Origin of the sequence: Rothia amarae, assembly GCF_042677725.1 — a bacterium.
In the GTDB taxonomy this organism is placed as follows: domain Bacteria; phylum Actinomycetota; class Actinomycetes; order Actinomycetales; family Micrococcaceae; genus Rothia; species Rothia amarae.
In genome coordinates this window covers 63,349-83,099 of record NZ_JBHUCN010000015.1, presented here as the reverse complement: position 1 = coordinate 83,099, position 19,751 = coordinate 63,349, and the positions used below count along the sequence as shown (strand labels likewise).

Genomic DNA, 19,751 nt, shown 5'->3' with positions numbered 1-19,751 from the left:
CCTAGCACTACGATTTAGCAGTTAGACTCCTCGAGTGCTAATTCAATCTTGACACTTGAAGCGAGCGAGCGCAAACATTCGCGGCCCCTACCCCTGCTTAATCGCCGTGAGCGCACAGGGCTTCCCCTGCCTCCCCAGCACTAGGGCGCCGGAGCCTCGCTTGCAGTTGCCGACGCCGTGGCGGTTTCCTGAGCAGCCACATTTTCTTGAAAGCTTCCTTCGGGGATTCCAGCAAAATCTGGTCCCAAAACTACCGAAATATCGGCAGGCGCGTCCTTTTGTTCCTCAAAGTAAGAGAAACCCAAACCATCTGCCACGGTGTTAGCTTCTGCAATGAACCCGTTGGCGTAGTAAACCATGGAATAGGGGATGCTCTCGCCCTTCCAGTTCGATGTACCCGTGACGTTATAGCCAGCTTTTTTCATTTCGCGTTCAACTTCAGAAGCTGCACCGGGATAGGTGCCCGCGTTATAGATTTTCACGTTTATTTCTGAAGGGTCTTTAGGCGTTTGTTGGCTTTCGTTGGAGCTCTCCGAGGCAGGGTCGCTCACTGCCGCCGAAACGTTATTGGGAGCATCGGGGGCAAGCGTACGCGGCTGCACCACGAACATCACAGCGCCGAGAAGAAGCCCTAAAATACCCACGCATAGTATGGCAATCGTTCCCCCACGGGAAGTGGATTGATCGATTTGTTGCCCGCGGTAGGCTCCACGGCGGGCTGAGTCTTCGGGAACGTCATCGAATTCGTCACGGGGGTATGAGTTCACTGGGAATCTTTCGTTGTCAATCTTGCTACTCTCTAGGGTACACAGCAGGTCTAGGAGTCGCGGTGCTCACGCAGACGGCGGGTGAGTGCGGGCTCGATACGGATAGCGCGGGGGTCATCAATGAGTACATTAAGTTTCTGATAATAAGCAATAGGCCCCAGGTTAAGTTCTGCCAGAATAGCCTGTTCTTTGGCACCGGGGTATTTCCACCGTCGTTTCTCTAACGCCAGGATGGACCGTTCGGTGTCAGTCAGTTCCGCCCCTGCTTGATTTTTATCGCTCAATGACGCGCCAAGATCTTCCATATGCTCTGCACCCTCCCCTCGGTTAGTATTCATAGCCTAATCTTAAAACAGATTAATTTTTCATGTGCCCCTAAGGAGTAACCATGCCCGCTCAACCGCTCGATCAAATTATGGCAGCAGACTGGGCAGAAGCTTTAGCTCCGGTCGAATCCAATATTCGCGCTATGGGAAATTTTCTTCGCGAAGAACATCTAGCGCAACGGGTCACGCTACCCCCTGCACAAGATATTTTCAATGCTTTTCAAGCACCGCTAGCCGACGTGAAGGTTTTAATCATCGGTCAGGATCCTTACCCCACTCCGGGTCACGCTATGGGGCTCTCTTTTTCCGTGCATCCAGAAGTACGCCCGCTCCCTCGCTCGCTCCAAAATATCTATAAAGAACTTCATGCTGATTTGGAAATTACGCCTCCTGCCCACGGCGATCTTTCGGCGTGGAGCGAGCAGGGTGTCATGTTGATGAACCGCGTTCTTTCGGTAGAAGCTGGAAAAGCCGGCTCGCACCGTAACCTGGGCTGGGAAAAAATCACTACCCGCGCCATCGAAGCTCTTGCTGAGCGCGGCACACCTCTGGTTGGGCTATTGTGGGGGCGCGACGCTCGTAATTGCCGGCAAATGCTAGCGAACTACCCTTGCGTGGAGTCGGCGCATCCTTCTCCACTTTCCGCCTCGCGAGGGTTCTTTGGTTCTCGTCCGTTCTCTAAAGTGAATGAGTTATTGGTACAGCAGGGAGCGCAACCTATTAATTGGGCGCTACCTCTTTAGTTGCCCGAACTACTTTGTCCAAAAGATAGTGCACCATGTAAGACCCTAAAACCACTCCCGATGCCATCGCGATAATCGTAGAAAAAGCACCCACCAGATTCGACATGCCAGCAATAGGGCTGGGGTCAATCACCACTGAATACAGCCCGCGGAAAATCGATAGACCGGGAAGCAAGAAGAGGAAACCCGGCACATAAAACGAAATTTGTGGCGCATGAGTTTTGAAGGCGATGTAAGCACTCAACGCGCCAACAACGAACGCGGCAAAAGCAGTATTGAAAGTGTTGGGCGCCGTATGGGTTAATGCGGAGAACCCGTAGTAAATCATCTGTCCGGCACCAAAAACTATTAGAACCCATAGCATGTTAGCCACGGTTCCCTGAGATACTGCAACCGCTGCCATAGAACCTACCCCTAATGCGGCCAGGGAAAGCCATATCGGAGGCGGATCAAAAACTGCCTGTTGAACATCCAATGTTGCCGCATCGAAGTAACTCATCACCGTGAGCGCCATGGCGATGCCCACGACTAGCCCCAGAAAATCAAGAGCAGTGGTCACGAACTTTCCCGCAGCCGTCAACGGATAGCCGGTGAGAGCGTCTTGTGCAGAAGACACCATGGTGGAGGTAGGTAAGAGTAGCAACAGCCCTCCAGCCACAACGTGGGGACTTGAGACGTAAAACCCCACATTTTGAGCTAAAGACCCTTGGCTACCCACCCACAAAGCGCCTGCAGTGATGATTCCGGAGCCGATTGCCATCATGAAGAAGCTGGGCAAACTCATTTTGGAGGCAATACTCATACCGGTAACAGCCACCACCGCAATTACCACCGCGGCCAAGGCAGCTCGCCAGCTACCACCCAAGCCCAACGTAAAACCGCCAATCGTCAAGAGCTCTGCGCAGTTAATTACCAGAGGAGAGTATAGCTTTCTCGAACGGTTAATTTCCTTTAACCGCCGTTCCGCTTGATGACGGGAAAGCCCCTTCTCGGTGATGCTGTGAATCAGACCGTAAATTGCCGTTAGGGAAGAATAGTTTTCCGAACGAGTACGCACCACACGCACTACCGTGTGGCTAAATCTCTCTCGCGTTCCGTTAGCTTCCACAGCGATTTGTGCAGTATCCGTATGCTCGGGATCAGACACATAGTTGACGATGACGGACTGGTTAGTCACGTTCACCTCAACATTATCCAAACCATAGGAAGCACAGATAGCCACGATAGCTGAATCAACATCTCGGGTGTCTGCGCCGAAGTGGAACATAGTTTCCGCTAATCGGACGGTGAAGTTAAGTACCTCGCGGGCTTGTTCTTTTTCTTGAACGTACTGCTCGTGGCGTTTATGGGCTGAAAGAGTAAATTGGCGCTGAGCTACACTGGCAACTCCGCGGAGGGGTTGAGTGAAGTTTTGTTGGGAGCTAACAAACGAGCGCAGCGATTGCCCGAGGCGAGAGCGGTTTCCCGCTTGCTTGGGTTTATATTCCGGTAGCGGAATACTCGCTGTCTGAGGAGATGCCGAGGGGTAGACTGTCGGCTGCAAGGATGTAGTGGCAGAGTCTAAGGATGGCGTCCCAAACGCATTCTGCGACGTCTCTGCAGATGCAGATGACCTAGCAGGCGCGCCAGAGAATTTCGCGCGAAGCGCCGGATCAGCAATCTGATCAGGTGTAATAGCAGGGAAAGCGCTCGTGTATATTGAGCGCGAACGCCCCTGTGCTACCGTTGCCTCCTGCAGTACCGGCGAAGAACCAGAATGGTCTTCCGCTGAATCCATTGAAAAGGCGGTGGACTCAGAACTCTCTTCTTCGCTTTGCTGGACGAAGGCGGCTGGAACTTGGGCAGAATCTGGAGTAAGCCCACCGGGAAGAGTTGCCGGTGCACCAAATGCACTTGCGGCAGGGGTTTCATCGGAGAAACTGTCAAAAGCTGAAGGGTACCCCGTGGGTTGTAGTCCCTGCTTGTTTGGAGTGCTCATGAACCCCTTTCCCTTTTTCTGCACAATTTTTCTGCGCCATGCGAGCTAGTGTTTTTTGACCGCCATCATCATGCTGGTCAGCGGCATGGTTTCTAGCATCTCAGATTTCATAAATTTTTGCAGAAGATACTGCATAATGAAACCGCCCAAAACCACACCGGCAGCCATACCAAAAATAATGGTAGCGGCTGTTAGCAAACTGGGAAGACCTGCCCCCTGGTTGCCCTGAACGGTAAAGAGATAGAGGCCGCGAAACATTGAAAGACCGGGGAGCAGAAAGGTTAGGGAAGGCACATAGAACATGGATGCCGGCGCCTGAAGTTTAAAAGCAAGATAGGTGCTCATCATGCCTACTACTACCGCGCCTAAAATCGCATAAGCGCGCCCTGCGCCCTCCCCCAAAACCGCCACGTAGACGTTAGTGAGGCAAATTCCGCACGTCGAAATCAGCACAATCCACAGCAGCGCTTGACGGCGGGCGTAGTAAATGACGCCGATAGAAACCGAGGCAAGCACCATAAAAATAAGGTTCTTGAAACTATTGAGCGGATGAAATATAGCCTCTTGAATCTGCAAAGTACCCAGCCCAAACACTTGCAAGAGAGCTACCGCAGAAGAAAGACCTATGCCTATTCCCAACAGGGAGAGTCCTGCGGAAACAAACTTTCCCGCCGCAGTCAAAGGAAAACCCGTTAGCGCGTCTTGCACCGTAGAAATCATGCGGGAGGTAGGTAGCAGCATGAACATTCCCGCAGCCACAATAAACTGGGCTTCAACATGCACACCGATTTTAGCCAACACAGATTGCTCGTCTGCCAGGTATAGTCCCATCAATGTAACTAGCAATGAGCCCACCAGCATGTTAAAGAACTCCGGCACCTTCATTCGGTCTATCAGCGTATTAATCTGATGAACCAGAGAAAATGTAATTCCAGAAATAAGCGCTGCGGGTGCAGAGCCACCAATACCTACTGTCAACGACGCCGCAGTCATAACGTGCGCTAAAGTCAGCACTAACGGCGAATAAGGCTTACGGGCTTTCACCAGATAATTAAGTCGTTTCTGAGCTCGTGAGCAGCTCAGTTTGCGTTGCGTAATGTTGCCAATGAGCCGGTAAATATCTTCCAACTCTGCATAGTTTTCAGACCACGAACGCACCACACGCATCACGGTGTAGGCAATACGCTCGTTCTCGATGGCTGCTGTATCACTCTCCCCGGGTGAATCAGGCGTCACCAGACCGATAGCGCGAGTCTTATCGTTGACTACGTCAACATCAGAAACATAATTGATAATCACCGACTGGCTGGTGATGTCCACTTCGACGTCGTCCAACCCATAAGCAGAGCAGACCGAAACCACCGCCGAATCGACGTCAATCGTATCTGCACCACAGTGGAACATCGCCTCTGCCAACCGCAATGCAAAGTTGAGTATCTGGTGGATTTCCTCTTTTTCGCGGATACGCTGATCCCGGTTCTGCTCTGCGATATGTGCAGAAAACTGTTTTTGAGAAAGACGAGCGACTCCTCGCACCGGTTGCTTCAGCGCTATATCCGCCTTCACCAGGGATTTCAGAGAAGAGCGCACGCCCTTCGGAGAACGAGAAACGCCAACCGGCTGCACGGCGGGGGCAGTCTCTGGCGATGCCGAAGGATAGGACGGCGGTAATATGCCGGTGCTCTCCACCGGGGCTTCCCCGTTGTCACTCAGAGAAAGAAAGTTCACCGATGGTTCGGAATCTTGTGGCGTGAGAGGAAGGGCAGAAGTTCCAAGCGCCGCCTCTGCAGGCTCAAAAGCAGATGCGGAGGGGTACTGCTGAGGCAACTCTGAAGAATTACTCAAGCAATACACCTCCGCATCAACGAAGCTCCCTAGCGGGAGAGTTTTTAGTAGAAAGGCTGACCGGTCTTCCGTACCCAGAGTCCGCGCTGAACCTTCTCAGCGAAACGAGTCCACAGCTCATACTTAGCCGGTGAAAGAACCTGATCCCATACACCAACGTAATCAATAACGTCCTTGGTAAAGGACGTTTTGAAGAGTCCCAGACCGTAGTAGTGGTGATCCTTGTTCTTCAACTCTGACTTAGGCGGAGTACCGCAGAAGTCGTAAGACTTAATATCAAAGTCCTTCTTCAAATCAGTCAAAGCGGTCCACTGAACCTGGTGGGAATCACCGTACTGTTTACGGCGGGGCTTAGAGCCGCCGTCCTTATAGGTTCCCTTATCGCCGTAGGCAATAACGTACGCACCGACCGAAGGTTCGCCGTCTTCGTAGGTGAAGTAGAGACGGCCCTGGCCCGCTTTTTCGAAGGTGGTCCAGAAGTCTTTGTAGTAGTCGTAGGAACGCAGGTTTACCTTGGCATTTCCCTGACCCACAGTGTCCATCAGAGCATACATTTTCTGCATGTTCTCTTCGGTCAGTTCCACGCGCTCGACTTCGCAACCTTCGCGCTTGGAACGACGCACAGCGTTGCGACCGCGGGAGCTCAGCGACTTCAGCACATCTTCTTCGCTCTTGTCGGTATCAAGTACTGCGGTGGAGTCATTAGGCTGAATATTGAAAGCCTTCTTCAAACCGGTTTTCGCCAAGAAAGCAGAGTTCTGCTCACTATCAATCAAATCCGGCTCAATCTTAATCAGAAAGACGCCAAGCTTATTCGCTTCGATAAATTCCTTGTTCGCATCCATGAGGGCGGGAATCTCTTCAACGCTGTTCACGTCGGGTCCCTTAATCATGTACCACACCTTGCCTAGTGCAGGTACAGATTTTTCAAGGATGAGGTTATAGCTTTTGAAAGGTGTATCTTCCCCGTTAAGAACGGTAGTACCCTCGTAAACCATGTGCAGAGGCTTCCAGCCGTGCTTAGCCTTCACCGATGCGAAAGACGCCGACTGTAGCAGGTTACCGCCGTTAGGGTTAGCGGTAACGTGGTCATCCCATGCACTGATTTCTTCATCGGTCGCAAAGCGTGCTGTAAATTCTCGCAAGAGCCTCAACTTCTTTTCCATGCGCGGAGATTGCCACGCTCTCAAACTTTTTGCTTCGGTGTCTAAGTCTAGCGAGGTCACCGCGATGAATACAGCACATGTTGCGTGAGTAATTGCTCAAGATACTTTGGCACCCCCCACAGTAGGGTACGAAAAAGTCCCGCATCCCTTCGATGGGTTGCGGGACTTTTAAACCTTGTGAGGCTCAGTGATTACTCAGCGTCGTGATCGGTTTCGAGAATCTTGACCAAGGTGTCAAGAGCTTCTTCAGCGCCGTCGCCTTCTGCACGAAGTACAACTTTGTCGCCGTGCTTAGCACCGAGTGACATCAGTGAGAGGATTGAAGCTGCGTCCATAGCCTCGTCTGCGGGCTCGCCTTCAGCTGCAATGGTGACCTCAACGGGCAGGTCGCCAGCTGCTTCAGCGAAGATAGCTGCTGGGCGTGCGTGCAGGCCAACGCGGCTTGCAATGGTGGCGATACGTTCTGCCATGATTTTCTCCTTGAATAGAGTTCGGGAAGTTGTCTCTTCCACTATTGAGTCTAGTAGAGGTTCAGTTCCATTTGCGAAACCGAACCATCACAATTCGGTATATATTACAGTCCGAGTTCGTCCAAGATCGGTAGCTCTTCGCGAGCTGCTGTCTTAGCTTCTGCAGATGAAATCTGGGACAGAGCCTTCACTGCAATCTGCTGAGCCTTTTCCTTGGTGACGGTCTTGAGAACAGCAGATACTGCTGCAATCGCGCCGGCATTCATGGAGAGGGTGTCAACGCCCAAGCCCACTAAAACGACGGCAAGTGCGGGGTCAGCTGCTGCCTCGCCACATACCGAAACATATTTCTTGGTGCCGTGCAGTACAGATGCACGCTGAGCGCCTTCAACGGTCAGCTTAATCATCTTCAGCACTGCAGGCTGCCAAGGGTTATTCAGGTGCGCGAGATCGCCCAGAAGACGATCTGCTGCCATGGTGTACTGGGTGAGGTCATTGGTACCGATGGATACGAAATCTACTTCACCGAGAATTGCTTCAGCATTGACGGCAGCGGCAGGTGTTTCCACCATAACGCCCTTAGTCTGAATGCCAGCTTCATCAAGCATCTTGCTGAAGGTACGTGCTTCAGAGGTGGTAGAAATCATCGGAGCCATCACCCAGATGTCTGCTTCTGATCCCTCAGCAGCTTTGTTAATAGCTTCTAGCTGACGGTTCAAGACGCCGGGCACGGTCCAGTCGGTACGGAAACCACGCACGCCCAGTGCAGGGTTTTCTTCTTCCTTCACGTTCAAGAAGGGAAGGGGCTTATCAGCACCGGCATCGAGGGTACGAACCACAATGTGCTGACCGGGGAAAGCATCAAACACAGACTTGTAAGTCTCTGCCTGAGTTTCTACCGAAGGCTCAGAGTCGTTTCCGAGGAAGCCGAATTCGGTGCGCAGAAGACCAACGCCCTCTGCGCTTAAACCTGCAGCCTTTTCAGCTGATTTGCCGTCGCCCACGTTAGCATACAGAGGAATGGAAGTGCCATCCGACAAAACACCCTTGCCATCAAAAGCAGGGAGAGGCTGACGGTTAGCATACTTCTCAGCAGAGCTCTTCTGCTCTTCGGTAGGTTCGGTATCAACCAAACCTTCGTTGGAATCAACATAAACCAAGGTTCCATTAGCAATCTCGGTAACACCTTTAGCTGCAACGACAGCAGGCAGACCCAGCCCGCGAGCCAAAATCGCAGTGTGAGCCTGAGGACCCCCATCGGAAGTAATCAGAGCAATAACCTTTGAAGGATCCAAAGTAGCGGTATCAGCAGGAGCCAAATCAATAGCTGCCAGGATGAACGGTTCGCTAGCTACGGGAATGCCGGGAGCCTGCTGGCCGGTTAGCTCAGCAACGATGCGGGCACGCACGTCCTGAATATCAGTCACGCGCTCAGCCATGTAACCGCCGAGAGCTTCCATCTGCTTCATGAAGTCGCTAGCGGCCTCCCAGATAGCGCGCTCGGGAGCCATGCTCTGCTTCTCCACGAGCTTCTTTGCGCCCTTGAGCAACGCACGGTCAGTTGCCATCTGCGAGGTGGACTTCAGAACCGCTTTGCCGTCACGACCAGCATTTTCAGCACGCTCTAGAAGGTCAGCTTTAACCGACTCAGCTGCTGATTGAATACGGGCACTTGCCGACTCTACGGTCTCGCCCTCAGCAAGTTTCAAACCTGCTTTAGGCTCTTTGATTGGCTCTGGCATCTGAAGCACAGGGCCAATCACACGGCCAGCATAAACGCCAACGCCTTTATAAGTAGTCATATCCTTATGTTCCTTACTGTAGGAAGACTCAGAGTAATTGAATTGGTTGCAATACTACCGGTATTTAGGCAACAGCTTTAGCAGACTCTTCTTTTTTGCTCGTCATCATTTTGAGGACGATATAAATCACTGCGGTTACCGCAGTGCCGGCAAGAACTGCTACCAGGAACATGGGCCAGTTTTCCATCAAAGCAATAACCCAGATACCACCGTGAGGGGCGGGAGAAGCTACGCCTGCACCCATCGAGATAGCGCCAGCTACAGCAGCGCCGATGACTGAGGAAGGGATAACACGCAGCGGGTCAGCGGTTGCAAAAGGAATCGCACCTTCAGAGATGAAGGATGCACCGAGTAACCAGGCTGCCTTGCCGTTTTCGCGTTCAGGCTGGCTAAACAGGCGAGGACGCACGGTAGTTGCCAGCGCCATAGCCAGAGGGGGAACCATGCCGGAGATAATAACGGCTGCCATAATCTGCTGGTTAGCCAGTTCTCCCGATGCAAGACCGGCAGTTGCAAAGAGGTAGGCTGCCTTGTTCACAGGACCGCCCAAATCGAAGCCCATCATGGCACCCAGAACCAGACCAAGAAGTACAGCAGAAGCACCGGACATGGACATCAGCCAGTCCTGCAAACCGTTCATAATCCAAGCGATAGGACCGCCCAGAACGAAGAACATGAGCCCGGCTGCAAAAAGAGTTGCTATCAGCGGAGTGATAACCACCGGCATCATTGAACCAAGCCAGCGTGGAAGCTTGGGCAAAGAAAGCCAGTAGGCGCACAAACCAGCAAGCAAACCTGCAACGATACCGCCGAGGAAGCCGCCGCCCACCAGGAGAGCAACTGAACCGGCGATAAAACCGGGAGCAATACCTGGGCGTTGTGCCAAACCGTAAGCAATATAAGCAGCGAGTGCAGGAACCATCAGTCCCAGACCGTAACCACCGATGGTGTGCAATGCTGCACCAATGTAGAGGCTCAGCGGAGTATCGCCGAGGTTCCACAGGGACGCGTCCTTCAGAATCGCAGCGGGGTCAACCTCACCCAAGTTCGGTACGGTAATCGCTTCGAGCATGAAACCCAGCGCCACGATGATACCGCCAGCGGCAACGAAGGGGATCATGTAAGAAACGCCGGACATCAGCGCCTGGTATATACGAGTGCCCCAGGGCTTGCCAGCATCCGAAGTAGATTCTTCAGCGGAAGTACCGTGAGCTGCTGCTACGCGGCGTCCATTGGGAGTCGAAGCCTCCGTGAGAGCGTCCTCAATCATCTGTTTGGGATCGTCGATACCGCGTTTAACGGGACCTTCAACATAGGGCTTGCCAGCAAAACGCTCGCGACCGCGAACGGGCACATCTACAGCAAAGACAACGGCGTCAGCTTCTTCAATATCTGCGGCAGTGAGCTTGTCGCCACCGGAGGAACCCTGGGGCTCAACCTTGAAGTCGTATCCTAATTCTTCAGCGGCGTATTTGAGGCCGTCTGCAGCCATGTAGGTGTGTGCAATGCCGGTGGGGCAAGCAGTAATCGCTACGATTTTTTTGCGGGTAGAAGATGAGCTTTCCGTGGCAGCAACCGACGATGCCGCAGTAGCAGCAGCTGTAGCGCTCGTCTGAGCGGCAGGAGCAGACTCTGCGGTCTTTGGTGACCCGTCTGCGTTGACTCCCAAAGCGCCGTTGACGAGATCAACTACTTCCTGAGCACTCTTTGCCTCGCGCAGAGCCGCGGTGAAGGTCTTTTTCATCAGCGAACGCGCCATCGTGGAAAGAATTTTCAGATGCGCCTGATCTGCCCCATCGGGAGCAGCAATGAAGAAAATGAGGTCGGCGGGACCGTCTTTCGCTCCGAAATTAATCGGAGGATGCGGACGCGCCATCGCTAAAGTAGGTTCGGTAACTGCGGCTGAACGGCAGTGCGGAATCGCAATACCACCGGGAATACCGGTATCTGTTTTTGATTCGCGCGCTTTAGCATCCGCATAGAGAGTGTCGAAGTCAGTAGCTCGGCCAGCTTGCGTGACCATCTGGGCAAGACGGGAAATCACATCAAAGCGTGAATCGCCCAGATTTTCATCTAAGCTCACGAGATCTGCAGTAATGACAGCAGACATAGGTTCTCCTCAAATAAAAGGTACATTCGCAGTTCGTAAACCGCCCTCGAGCGGTCCCCTATCGTTGACGAACAAATGCACCGCATGTGCGATAGGCGAAATCTAGAGTGAAACCGGAGTGATAGTCACTTTATCCGGTGCGGTCTGGGCAAGGGTGGGCACCTGGGTACCTGCCAAAGACGCCGCAGCTGACCCGTGGGCAACAGCTTGTGCTAGGCATTCCTCCACGGATTTACCCTGCTCATGGGCAATGAGGTAGCCAGCCAGGGAGCAATCTCCGGCGCCAACGGTGCTTCGAACCTGCACCGGTTCGTGCTTAGCATGCCATGCGCCATCGCGGGTCACAAGTACCGCTCCTTCACCGCCAAGGGTAGCTAACACGGTATCAATTCCACGCTCTACTAGTTCCTTAGCTGTGCGTGCGGTGAGTTCGATATTCCCCTCAAGCTCTTCCCACTCATCGGGGCGTCCCACCAGTTCAGCGAGTTCTTCGGAGTTGGGCTTGATGAGGTTGGGCATTCCATCCTGCCCGTTCACGGCATCCCGCAAAGCGTGACCTGAGGTATCCACGGCAATCAAAGGAGCTTTTTCTCCCAATGCTTCGCGGATAGCACGACCTACCACCGAGTAGTAATCGCTCTGGACGCCGGGAGGCAGCGACCCTGCCAAAACCAGCCAGGAAGCGTCATGAGTTTCCTGAATAAGCAAGCGGGTAAGTTCCTGTTGAGCTGCCCCATTGAGAGGTTCACCCGGGGCGTTGAGCTTAGTGGTCGTTCCATCGGGCTCTACCACGGTGATGTTAGAGCGGATAGCCGCCCCAGTGGGCATGTTGGTATATTCAACGCCCTCTTCTTTCAACCCCATCAACACGGGGTCTTCGTTATCACCGGGCAAAACCGCCACGGTATCAAAGCCAGAAACCTTCAATGCGCGGGCGATATTGACGCCTTTACCACCAGAATCCTGGGCAGTTCGTTCAGCGCGCATCACGGTTCCCCGCTTCAGTTCTGAAGGGAGCTCCACCGTGCGATCTAAGCTGGGGTTAGCGGTTAGCGTGACAATCATACGATTACAACCTCTACATTGGATTCTTCAAGCGCAGCCGCGAGGTCTCCCTCGGGTGCCTTATCAGTGATTAATGTGTCGACGTCTTCCAAGCCGGCAAAACGAATCAGTGATTCCTTACCAAACTTTGCCGAATCGCACAGAAGAACTACACGACGCGCCGACTTAACAATCGCCGTCTTAACTATTGCCTCGCTCAAACCAGGAGTGCTTAGACCGAACTCTGCGTCCAATCCGTTCACGCCTATGAAAGCAATATCAGGGCGGATAGTGGAGAAATGTTCTGCGGTCTGAGCGCCGATGGCAGCCCACGTCATTTTTCGAACCTGTCCGCCCACTAGATCCAGAACAATACCCTCAGCTTCAGCTAACTTCACGGCGATGTGAAGCGCATGAGTAATAATGAGGCGATCTGCACCAGATTTGAGACTGAAGTTCTCCGAGGCAATTCGGTCAGCCAAAATTTCAATAGTGGTTCCAGCATCCAGCACCACAGCGCCCGCATCTGCATCAAGCAACAGCTCATAGGCTTGCATAGCAATGCGCTGTTTTTCAGGAGTGTTGAGGCTCTGGCGGAGAGCAATAGACGATTCAACTGATGTTGACTGCTCTACAGTGACGGCGCCGCCATGAACACGGCGTAGTTTGCCCTCTGCCTCAAGGGCAGCGAGGTCGCGTCGTACAGTTTCCATCGTCACTTCATAGCGGCGGGCCAATTCGGCACCGTTCACTCTTCGCGCGGATGCTACTAATTTAGCGATCTCGGCGCGGCGTTCCTCTGCGAACATAAAGAACATCACCTAACACAGTGGGGGATGGAATTGCATACAACCTTGCGCCTTGATTTTATGTGGGTTTATGTTGTTTCGTCAATGTAAATTGGCTTTTATCCCACGCAGTAATTTATAACGAAGCAGAATCTTTCAGCTTTTTAGAGCGGTAGATTCCCCACAGAATCGCAAGAGCAGCAGCCCATCCCAAGGTTCCGCCTAAGGTATTTGCCACAATATCCCACAGCGAACTGGTGCGCCCGGGCATCCATAATTGAGTGAACTCGATGCAGGCGGTAGTAGCCAGCGCCAATAGAGGCACCCATCGTCGCGTGCGATTTCTCAGAAGTAGGGTCAAAAGAAAACCACCGGGAGTAAACATCAGCACATTAGAGAGCCACTCGACGGTTTTATACGAGAACCAAAGAGGTAGCCAGCCTTGATTGTGCCCCGTTCTCAAAAAGGTTTTCACCAACTCACCGCTGGGATTATCGTCCACGTGTACTGGCCAAAAGACGACTAAACCGACCGCCACAATATATACGCCCAGGAGCATGTACCCCGCCAGGCGCCACTTTTCATAACCGCCACGAGCCCGCAAAGGATTAGAAGTGAGATGAACAGGAGTAAACATTACTTCTTTCCAGTCAGCAAGGGTTCATTCTCTTCACTCCAGGCAAATAGACCCTCCAAAGGAATTTCTAAAGGCTGAGCATTGGGCACCGGAGTGGCCCATTCTTTACCGTGAGCAGCACTGAGCACCCGACGAATCAGCGAACCGTGGGATACCGCAATGATGCGCTGACCGGGATACTGGCGGACGACATCCTGCAAAGTCTTCACCCCGCGCACGTAGACCGAACGCTCGGATTCCACGCCCTCATAAAAAGCATCGGGTTCGGCCCGCGCCTCTACAGAAATGTCCAGTCCCTCGGCTTCCCCATAGTGCCGCTCAATGAGCCCCTCAAAAGTTTCAGAGACTTCTAGCCCCAGTTCCTTTCCCACAATCTGTGCTGTCTCCAACGCACGGGAAAGAGGAGACGCCACCAGCACCTCAAATCCCAGGTTGAGCTCTCGCAGACGCTGGCCAATTTCCACCGCCTGCGCACGTCCGACCTCATTGAGAGGGATATCCGAAGACCCCTGCATCAAATGTTGCTTATTCCAAGCGGTCTGACCGTGGCGGATAAGAGTAAGGGATCCTGAAAGGTCCAAGTGTTCGGTAGTCATTGGTTCTCCTTTATCAATCAGTGGTTCGGGGAGGGAATATTAAATAGCTTGCGATGAGGGAGACTCTGTTGAAGAGAAGTCTGTAGAACGGTGTTCCAAAAGTTCTAGAGGCAACTCGGTGATAGCGCCGTTAACGGGAAGAACCATGTCTTCACCCGTAAGTTCCTCCATCACCTGGGCTATCCACAGACCGTGAGCCACGATAATTACGTTCTTTCCCCGGTGTTCAGATAGAGCAACGTTCAATGCTGCAATGCCTCGTTCCCGCAGATCTTCCAACGGCTCGATACCGTTAAAACGAGCTTCTAAATCACCCCATATTTCGGGGGTAACCACCACACCCTCAGCTTCACCGAACGAACGTTCCTGCATGCCATCGTAGGTTTTAGACACCTCTAGCCCTAGCGCATGAGCAATAATCTCACCCGTCTGAAAGGCACGCGATAAAGGGGATGTAAGCACTGCATCCCATCGAAAATCAGGTTGATTCTCTTGCTCTGCTGCGGCAAATGCCAGCAAGTTTTCAGCAGCTTCCCCAGCTTGTTCCCGACCGGTTTCGTTCAGAGGAATATCAACCTGACCCTGGAACCTATGCTCAAAATTCCAGTCCGTTTGTCCGTGCCGAATAAGCACTACTCGGGCAGTCTGATCAGTGGTCAAAGAAGCATTCTCGGTAGAAGTCATTCCCCTATTATCGCAAACCACTCCCTTCTCTTCCCAGGAGATTATCCCGAAGCAGGCTGAGATAACGCCCTCATTCCCCGGCAGCAACTATGCAATCGTGAAAGAATAGAACCATGTTTTCTTCTTCAGTTGATACCCAGTGGTTCCCCACCTGTGCCGTCTTCGATTGTGACGGCGTCCTTCTCGATTCTGAGACAGTGTGGGGTGACATCCAAGAAGAAATATTCGCAAAATATAACGTGAACCCTACCGCTGAAATTCGCCAACGCCTGGTGGGGTCAGCGGCATCCGACCTAGTAGATGCCATCGTTGAACTGACCGATCTCTCCGCTGCCTCCGACGACGAAAAGCAACAATTTCGCGCCAAGGTTGAACATGACGTCCACGAGAGTGAAGCCAACATTATCGAGCGTGGAGTAACCACCATCCCCGGAGCCCTCGATCTCATCAAGAAACTTTCTGCAGTGATGCCCGTTGCCGTGGCATCCAACTCATCATCAGAGTTACTCACCCGTAAGCTCACGAAATTTGGCCACCGTGAGTTCCTCACCACTTGGGTAGGCGCCAATGACGTCGAGAGCCCCAAACCTGCCCCCGATATGTACACCGAGGCAATCCGCCGGCTGGGCGGGGACCCCGCACGAACCTTTACCGTAGAAGATTCAGCCGCTGGCTCCCAAGCCGCACGGGACTCAGGTGCAGTTACTTTCATCTTTACCCACGACCAGGAGAACGCACCCGAGGGTCGCGGATACTTCGATTCATTTACTGACCCCCAGTTCCTCGCCACTATTGACACCTGGATAGACCAGCTCAAAGCACACCAGGAGTAACTATGTCAGAAGGACAGAACGGTTCGCCCCAATTCGGACTTCGCTTCGAAGACATGAGCGAAGAAGAGCTCGAACACTACCGGCAATTCTGGCAGGAACCAGAACCCCAAGCAGGCGAGCCCGGATACCGCCTCCCTGAGCAGGACGCCGTTCGGGCACGCACTCGTATGGCAACCGGTCTGAGCTTCACACTTCTCCTCTTCGGCGTACTCCTCGCTCTCATTTGCATGATTGCAGGAAACGAGTTGCTTGCTTTGACGTGTGGGGTTGTCGTTCTCGCCGGGCTGGGATTATTGATTGCGGTACGTCGCCGTCTTTTCCCTTCCCTCCGAGTTCATGGACAAGGCCCCTTACGTAAAAACAAGAAAGCCAAGTGGTTCTGGCTTCCCCATTCACTCGTCATTGCGGGAATTCTCTGCGCAATCGCCAGCTTCACCATCATCCCTGAACTGGATGCAGGTAAAGACCCGATTGTGTTGCGCACACACGTCCTGATGCTCAACGAAATCACCATGCTGTGCTTGCTAACCGCCGCGCTTCTCTACGGACTGCTCTCACTCGCTATCTACACCCCCGAAGATAACGACGACTCCCTCGTTCGCCCCACCGACTACGCACAGCAACAACTCCAACGCGATATCGACCGCAATAAACGCCGCGACGACGACTTCTACGACTCCTCCTGGATAACCGGCAAAGACCGCTAAATAGTAATTAGCGAGACTTAATAAGCCTCAATCAATACAAAAAACCGCGCCGCTCTGAATAAACAGGACGGCGCGGTTTCTCATCTACACGCTCGGAACCGGCACGGCACTCGCTACGCTCGTAGCAACCAATTCGCTTGCCTCTTACCAGCCTCGTCACCTCAGCTGATTCCGCAAAATTTTATACTCCTCGCACGCTCGGAAAATTTTGCTTCATTCGCACGCTCGGAACCGGCACGGCACTCGCTACGCTCGTAGCAACCAATTCGCTTGCCTCTTAATTCCTCGCACGCTCGGAACCGGCAAGCTCATCGCCTCAGAACCTTGCGAGCCAGAACGTTACCAATGAGCTGAATCAGCTGAACCATCACAATAATCACAAGAACAACTGCCCAAGTAATCAAATCGTTGAAACGCTGATAGCCATCAACCAACGCGACCTTACCCAGACCGCCGCCGCCAACATAGCCAGCCATAGCCGACATATCGACCACACCAATAATCAAGAAGGTGTAACCCAAAATCAGCGGACCAAGAGCCTCGGGAATCATCACGGTAAACAAAATCCGTGACTTAGAAGCCCCCATCGCGCGAGCCGCTTCAATCACGCCCGGGTCAATAGAGACCATATTCTGCTCAACAATACGAGCAATAGCGAAAGTTGCAGCAAAACACATCGCAAAAATCGCCGCGTTAACACCCAAGCGAGTACCAACGACCATCGACGTCACCGGTCCCAAAGCCGCCAACAAAATGATGAAAGGAATGGGGCGAACAAAGTTCACCAATAGATTCAAGAAAATATTTACCGGGCGGTTCTGCAAAATGTTGCCTTGCCGCGTGGTGTACAAAAGCGCACCAATTACCAAGCCCAATAAGCCGGCAATCACCATGGTTACAGAAACCATGTAAACGGTGTCGAAAATGGCGGGAACAAGTTTATCGGGGATAAATTCGTTCCAATCCACGGTGTTCGCAGCAACTAGTTTGCCCGATGCAACATTTAAGCTCATGAGCGAACCTCCTTCACGGTGGTTACGGTGGCAAGTTCAGCCACTACGGCGTCCAAACTGGTGATATCGCCCAGCAATTCAAGGGTCAGATTGCCGTAGCTCTTGCCCTGAAGAGTTTCCAAGCCACCCTGCACGATATTGAAATGCACCCCACGGTTGCCCAGGTAAGAAAGTACCTTGCCGATTCCCGTATTACCTTCGGTGATTTCAATATTGACCAGGTAACCACGGTGGCGGCGTTTCAACTCAGCCGCTTCAAAAGCGTTAGGAGCCTGCTTGACGGTGGTGGATACGAAACGGTGCGCAACGTCGGTCTGTGGATTCGAGAAAACGTCATAAACGTTGCCCATCTCCACGACTTTGCCCTTTTCCATCACTGCCACACGGTCAGCAATAGAGGAAACCACATCCATCTCGTGGGTAATAACAACCACGGTAATGCCCAGTTCGTCATTGACCTTCTTCAAAAGCCCCAAAACTTCCTGGGTAGTTTCAGGGTCAAGAGCTGAGGTGGACTCATCTGCCAACAACAAAGAGGGCGACGTCGCCAACGCACGGGCAATGCCCACACGCTGCTTCTGACCGCCCGAGAGCTGGTCAGGGTAATACTTCGCTCGATCTCCAAGACCGACGAATTCGAGCATCTCCTGAACACGAGCACGACGTTTAGCCTTATCCCAGCCCGCAACTTTCAAGGGAAATTCAATGTTGCCCGCGATGGTACGAGAATTCATCAGATTGAACTGCTGGAAGATCATGCCGATATTCTGGCGAGCTTCCCGTAGCGCCGATTCTTTCTGCCCGGAAATACGGTGCCCTGCCACAGTCAGAGTGCCTTCTGAGACGCTCTCTAGACCGTTAATGAGGCGAACCAAGGTCGATTTTCCCGCACCGGAATAACCGATGATGGCAAAGATTTCGCCCCGGCGGACGGTCAGCGACACGTTGTCAACGGCGGTGAGGTTCTCTTTACCGCTCTTGAAAACTTTGCTTACGTTCTCAATGACAACCATGTCTTCGCTGGCTTGGGGAGCCGGTGTTGAAGCTACGCTCATAAACACTCTTTCGCGTTGGTGTGGTGGATTTTGCTAGATAAACGGCATAAGAGCGATAACCATCCAGGGCGCTGTGAGAACAATGCCGCAGTAGTTACCGCTCTTTGCCATCAAAATTTATTACTTGCGCAGTGATTCTTCTGCATCTGCAAGAGTTGAGCGGAGCTCAGAAACGTCGGTCTTTACCTCAACAGCAGTACCGGCGGTTTCCTCCTGAACAACTTCCTGAACCTCAGAGCTGTGGAAGAGCTCTACAACCTTTTTGTAGGTTTCGTTGTCTTTGTCTTCATCCTGAGAAACGAAGAGGTTGACGTAAGGCTTCGCGTAATCGTTGGAGGGATCATCCTGAGCCAAGGCGTCCTTGGGGTTCAGTCCGGCGTCCTTAAGGAAGTCGTTGTTGATAACCGAGCCATCTACGGATTCCATGGAAACCACGGTCTGAGTTGCGTCAACAGCGGTAACCTTCACCTTGGATTTGTCGGTGTCGACGTCGTCAATGGTGGGACGATCGGTATCAGATTTGAAGGTAACCAACTTGTTAGCTTCAAGGAGCTGCAAGGCGCGGGCTTCGTTTACGGTGTCGTTAGGGATTGCAATTTCGCCACCCTGAGGAATCTGGTCCAAGGAATCGTGCTTCTTGGAGAACAGGGCCATGGGGTAGATAACGGTGGGACCAACAATGTTGAGATTATCGTCTGCGTTCACGTTGTAATCCGAGAGATAGGCGATGTGCTGGAACCAGTTCATATCGATATCACCGGACTTCAGCGCGGGGTTGGGCTGGGAGTAGTCAGTGAATTCTTGATACTCAATATCGATGCCGTCTTTCTCAGCAACTTCTTTGAGCTTGTCATTGACGGGATCGCGGCCAACGATGCCGATTTTTACGGTCTCAGAGTCGCCTGATGCCGAATCGCTGGAGCCGCATGCTGCAAGACCGAAAGCTAGGGGTACGAGAGCCAAAGTGGCAACAAATTTCTTCACGGCTATGAATCTTTCTGTTGGAATGTGTGAAGCGACCACGTCTGAAGCGAACGGCACGATGCACTGAAATGCTGTCGAAGTGGCGGTTCTTCAAGGTATCTAAAAGAACTTCTCTAATTCAAACACGTCTTAGGATGTGGTGCGATGTCTGAGGCTTTTTCTACTTTTTTTGACAGCACACTTCTTCACATCGTAACAAATCG

19 protein-coding genes are annotated in these 19,751 nt (G+C 52.6%); 3 read left to right on the top strand and 16 right to left on the bottom strand.

Annotated features, from left to right (window positions below; all coding sequences use genetic code 11):
- Positions 1 to 140 precede the first annotated feature (140 nt).
- Positions 141 to 767 (bottom strand): LytR C-terminal domain-containing protein, encoded by a 627-nt coding sequence (locus tag ACFR81_RS10090; RefSeq protein ID WP_145173819.1) that lies wholly within the window; start codon positions 765 to 767, stop codon positions 141 to 143.
- A 50-nt stretch (positions 768 to 817) separates the two neighbouring features.
- Positions 818 to 1,105, bottom strand: coding sequence for a DUF3263 domain-containing protein (locus ACFR81_RS10085; RefSeq protein WP_343876371.1), 288 nt, complete (start codon positions 1,103 to 1,105; stop codon positions 818 to 820).
- Between the two features lie 50 nt (positions 1,106 to 1,155).
- Between ACFR81_RS10085 and ACFR81_RS10080 the strand changes: the two genes are divergently transcribed.
- On the top strand, positions 1,156 to 1,836 hold the full coding sequence (locus tag ACFR81_RS10080; protein ID WP_343876370.1) for a uracil-DNA glycosylase: 681 nt from the start codon (positions 1,156 to 1,158) through the stop codon (positions 1,834 to 1,836).
- Here the strand turns inward: ACFR81_RS10080 and ACFR81_RS10075 are convergent.
- From ACFR81_RS10075 to ACFR81_RS10025, 11 genes are all read right to left on the bottom strand, one after another.
- Positions 1,814 to 3,814, bottom strand: coding sequence for a threonine/serine exporter family protein (locus tag ACFR81_RS10075; RefSeq protein WP_141669359.1), 2,001 nt, complete (start codon positions 3,812 to 3,814; stop codon positions 1,814 to 1,816). The genes ACFR81_RS10080 and ACFR81_RS10075 overlap by 23 nt on opposite strands.
- A 45-nt stretch (positions 3,815 to 3,859) precedes the next feature.
- Positions 3,860 to 5,659 carry a threonine/serine exporter family protein gene (locus tag ACFR81_RS10070; RefSeq protein ID WP_343876369.1) on the bottom strand — a complete coding sequence of 600 codons (1,800 nt, stop codon included), beginning with the start codon at positions 5,657 to 5,659 and terminating at the stop codon, positions 3,860 to 3,862.
- A 44-nt stretch (positions 5,660 to 5,703) separates the two neighbouring features.
- A complete protein-coding gene (locus ACFR81_RS10065; RefSeq protein ID WP_068169331.1) occupies positions 5,704 to 6,804 on the bottom strand; it encodes a lipid II:glycine glycyltransferase FemX in 1,101 nt (366 codons plus the stop codon).
- A gap of 212 nt (positions 6,805 to 7,016) precedes the next feature.
- Positions 7,017 to 7,295, bottom strand: a complete 279-nt coding sequence (locus ACFR81_RS10060) for an HPr family phosphocarrier protein (RefSeq protein WP_068169273.1) — start codon at positions 7,293 to 7,295, stop codon at positions 7,017 to 7,019.
- A gap of 104 nt (positions 7,296 to 7,399) precedes the next feature.
- Complete coding sequence (gene ptsP / locus ACFR81_RS10055; protein ID WP_151145207.1) at positions 7,400 to 9,097, bottom strand: phosphoenolpyruvate--protein phosphotransferase; 1,698 nt, start codon at positions 9,095 to 9,097, stop codon at positions 7,400 to 7,402.
- 64 nt (positions 9,098 to 9,161) lie between these two features.
- Positions 9,162 to 11,207, bottom strand: coding sequence for a PTS fructose transporter subunit IIABC (locus tag ACFR81_RS10050; protein ID WP_068169278.1), 2,046 nt, complete (start codon positions 11,205 to 11,207; stop codon positions 9,162 to 9,164).
- A gap of 102 nt (positions 11,208 to 11,309) precedes the next feature.
- Entirely contained in the window at positions 11,310 to 12,272 is a 963-nt protein-coding gene (locus ACFR81_RS10045) for a 1-phosphofructokinase family hexose kinase (RefSeq protein WP_068169281.1), read from the bottom strand.
- Positions 12,269 to 13,060, bottom strand: coding sequence for a DeoR/GlpR family DNA-binding transcription regulator (locus ACFR81_RS10040; RefSeq protein WP_068169283.1), 792 nt, complete (start codon positions 13,058 to 13,060; stop codon positions 12,269 to 12,271). The genes ACFR81_RS10045 and ACFR81_RS10040 overlap by 4 nt, the downstream gene beginning before the upstream one ends.
- Before the next feature lie 115 nt (positions 13,061 to 13,175).
- Positions 13,176 to 13,676 carry a VanZ family protein gene (locus ACFR81_RS10035; protein WP_145173834.1) on the bottom strand — a complete coding sequence of 167 codons (501 nt, stop codon included), beginning with the start codon at positions 13,674 to 13,676 and terminating at the stop codon, positions 13,176 to 13,178.
- A complete protein-coding gene (locus ACFR81_RS10030; protein ID WP_233125955.1) occupies positions 13,676 to 14,272 on the bottom strand; it encodes a histidine phosphatase family protein in 597 nt (198 codons plus the stop codon). The genes ACFR81_RS10035 and ACFR81_RS10030 overlap by 1 nt, the downstream gene beginning before the upstream one ends.
- Before the next feature lie 39 nt (positions 14,273 to 14,311).
- On the bottom strand, positions 14,312 to 14,956 hold the full coding sequence (locus ACFR81_RS10025; protein WP_343876367.1) for a histidine phosphatase family protein: 645 nt from the start codon (positions 14,954 to 14,956) through the stop codon (positions 14,312 to 14,314).
- Positions 14,957 to 15,069: 113 nt separating this feature from the next.
- Between ACFR81_RS10025 and ACFR81_RS10020 the strand changes: the two genes are divergently transcribed.
- Both ACFR81_RS10020 and ACFR81_RS10015 read left to right on the top strand, forming a co-directional pair.
- Complete coding sequence (locus ACFR81_RS10020) at positions 15,070 to 15,789, top strand: HAD family hydrolase (RefSeq protein WP_343876366.1); 720 nt, start codon at positions 15,070 to 15,072, stop codon at positions 15,787 to 15,789.
- A 2-nt stretch (positions 15,790 to 15,791) separates the two neighbouring features.
- Positions 15,792 to 16,496 (top strand): hypothetical protein, encoded by a 705-nt coding sequence (locus tag ACFR81_RS10015; RefSeq protein ID WP_145173840.1) that lies wholly within the window; start codon positions 15,792 to 15,794, stop codon positions 16,494 to 16,496.
- Positions 16,497 to 16,804: 308 nt separating this feature from the next.
- Here ACFR81_RS10015 and ACFR81_RS10010 read toward each other — a convergent pair whose 3' ends face one another.
- From ACFR81_RS10010 to ACFR81_RS10000, 3 genes are all read right to left on the bottom strand, one after another.
- Positions 16,805 to 17,509: a methionine ABC transporter permease gene (locus tag ACFR81_RS10010; protein ID WP_343876365.1), complete on the bottom strand. Its 705-nt coding sequence runs from the start codon at positions 17,507 to 17,509 to the stop codon at positions 16,805 to 16,807.
- On the bottom strand, positions 17,506 to 18,564 hold the full coding sequence (locus tag ACFR81_RS10005) for a methionine ABC transporter ATP-binding protein (protein WP_343876364.1): 1,059 nt from the start codon (positions 18,562 to 18,564) through the stop codon (positions 17,506 to 17,508). Before ACFR81_RS10005 ends, ACFR81_RS10010 begins: the two co-directional genes overlap by 4 nt.
- Before the next feature lie 120 nt (positions 18,565 to 18,684).
- Positions 18,685 to 19,548 carry a MetQ/NlpA family ABC transporter substrate-binding protein gene (locus ACFR81_RS10000; RefSeq protein WP_145173847.1) on the bottom strand — a complete coding sequence of 288 codons (864 nt, stop codon included), beginning with the start codon at positions 19,546 to 19,548 and terminating at the stop codon, positions 18,685 to 18,687.
- Positions 19,549 to 19,751: the final 203 nt, after the last annotated feature.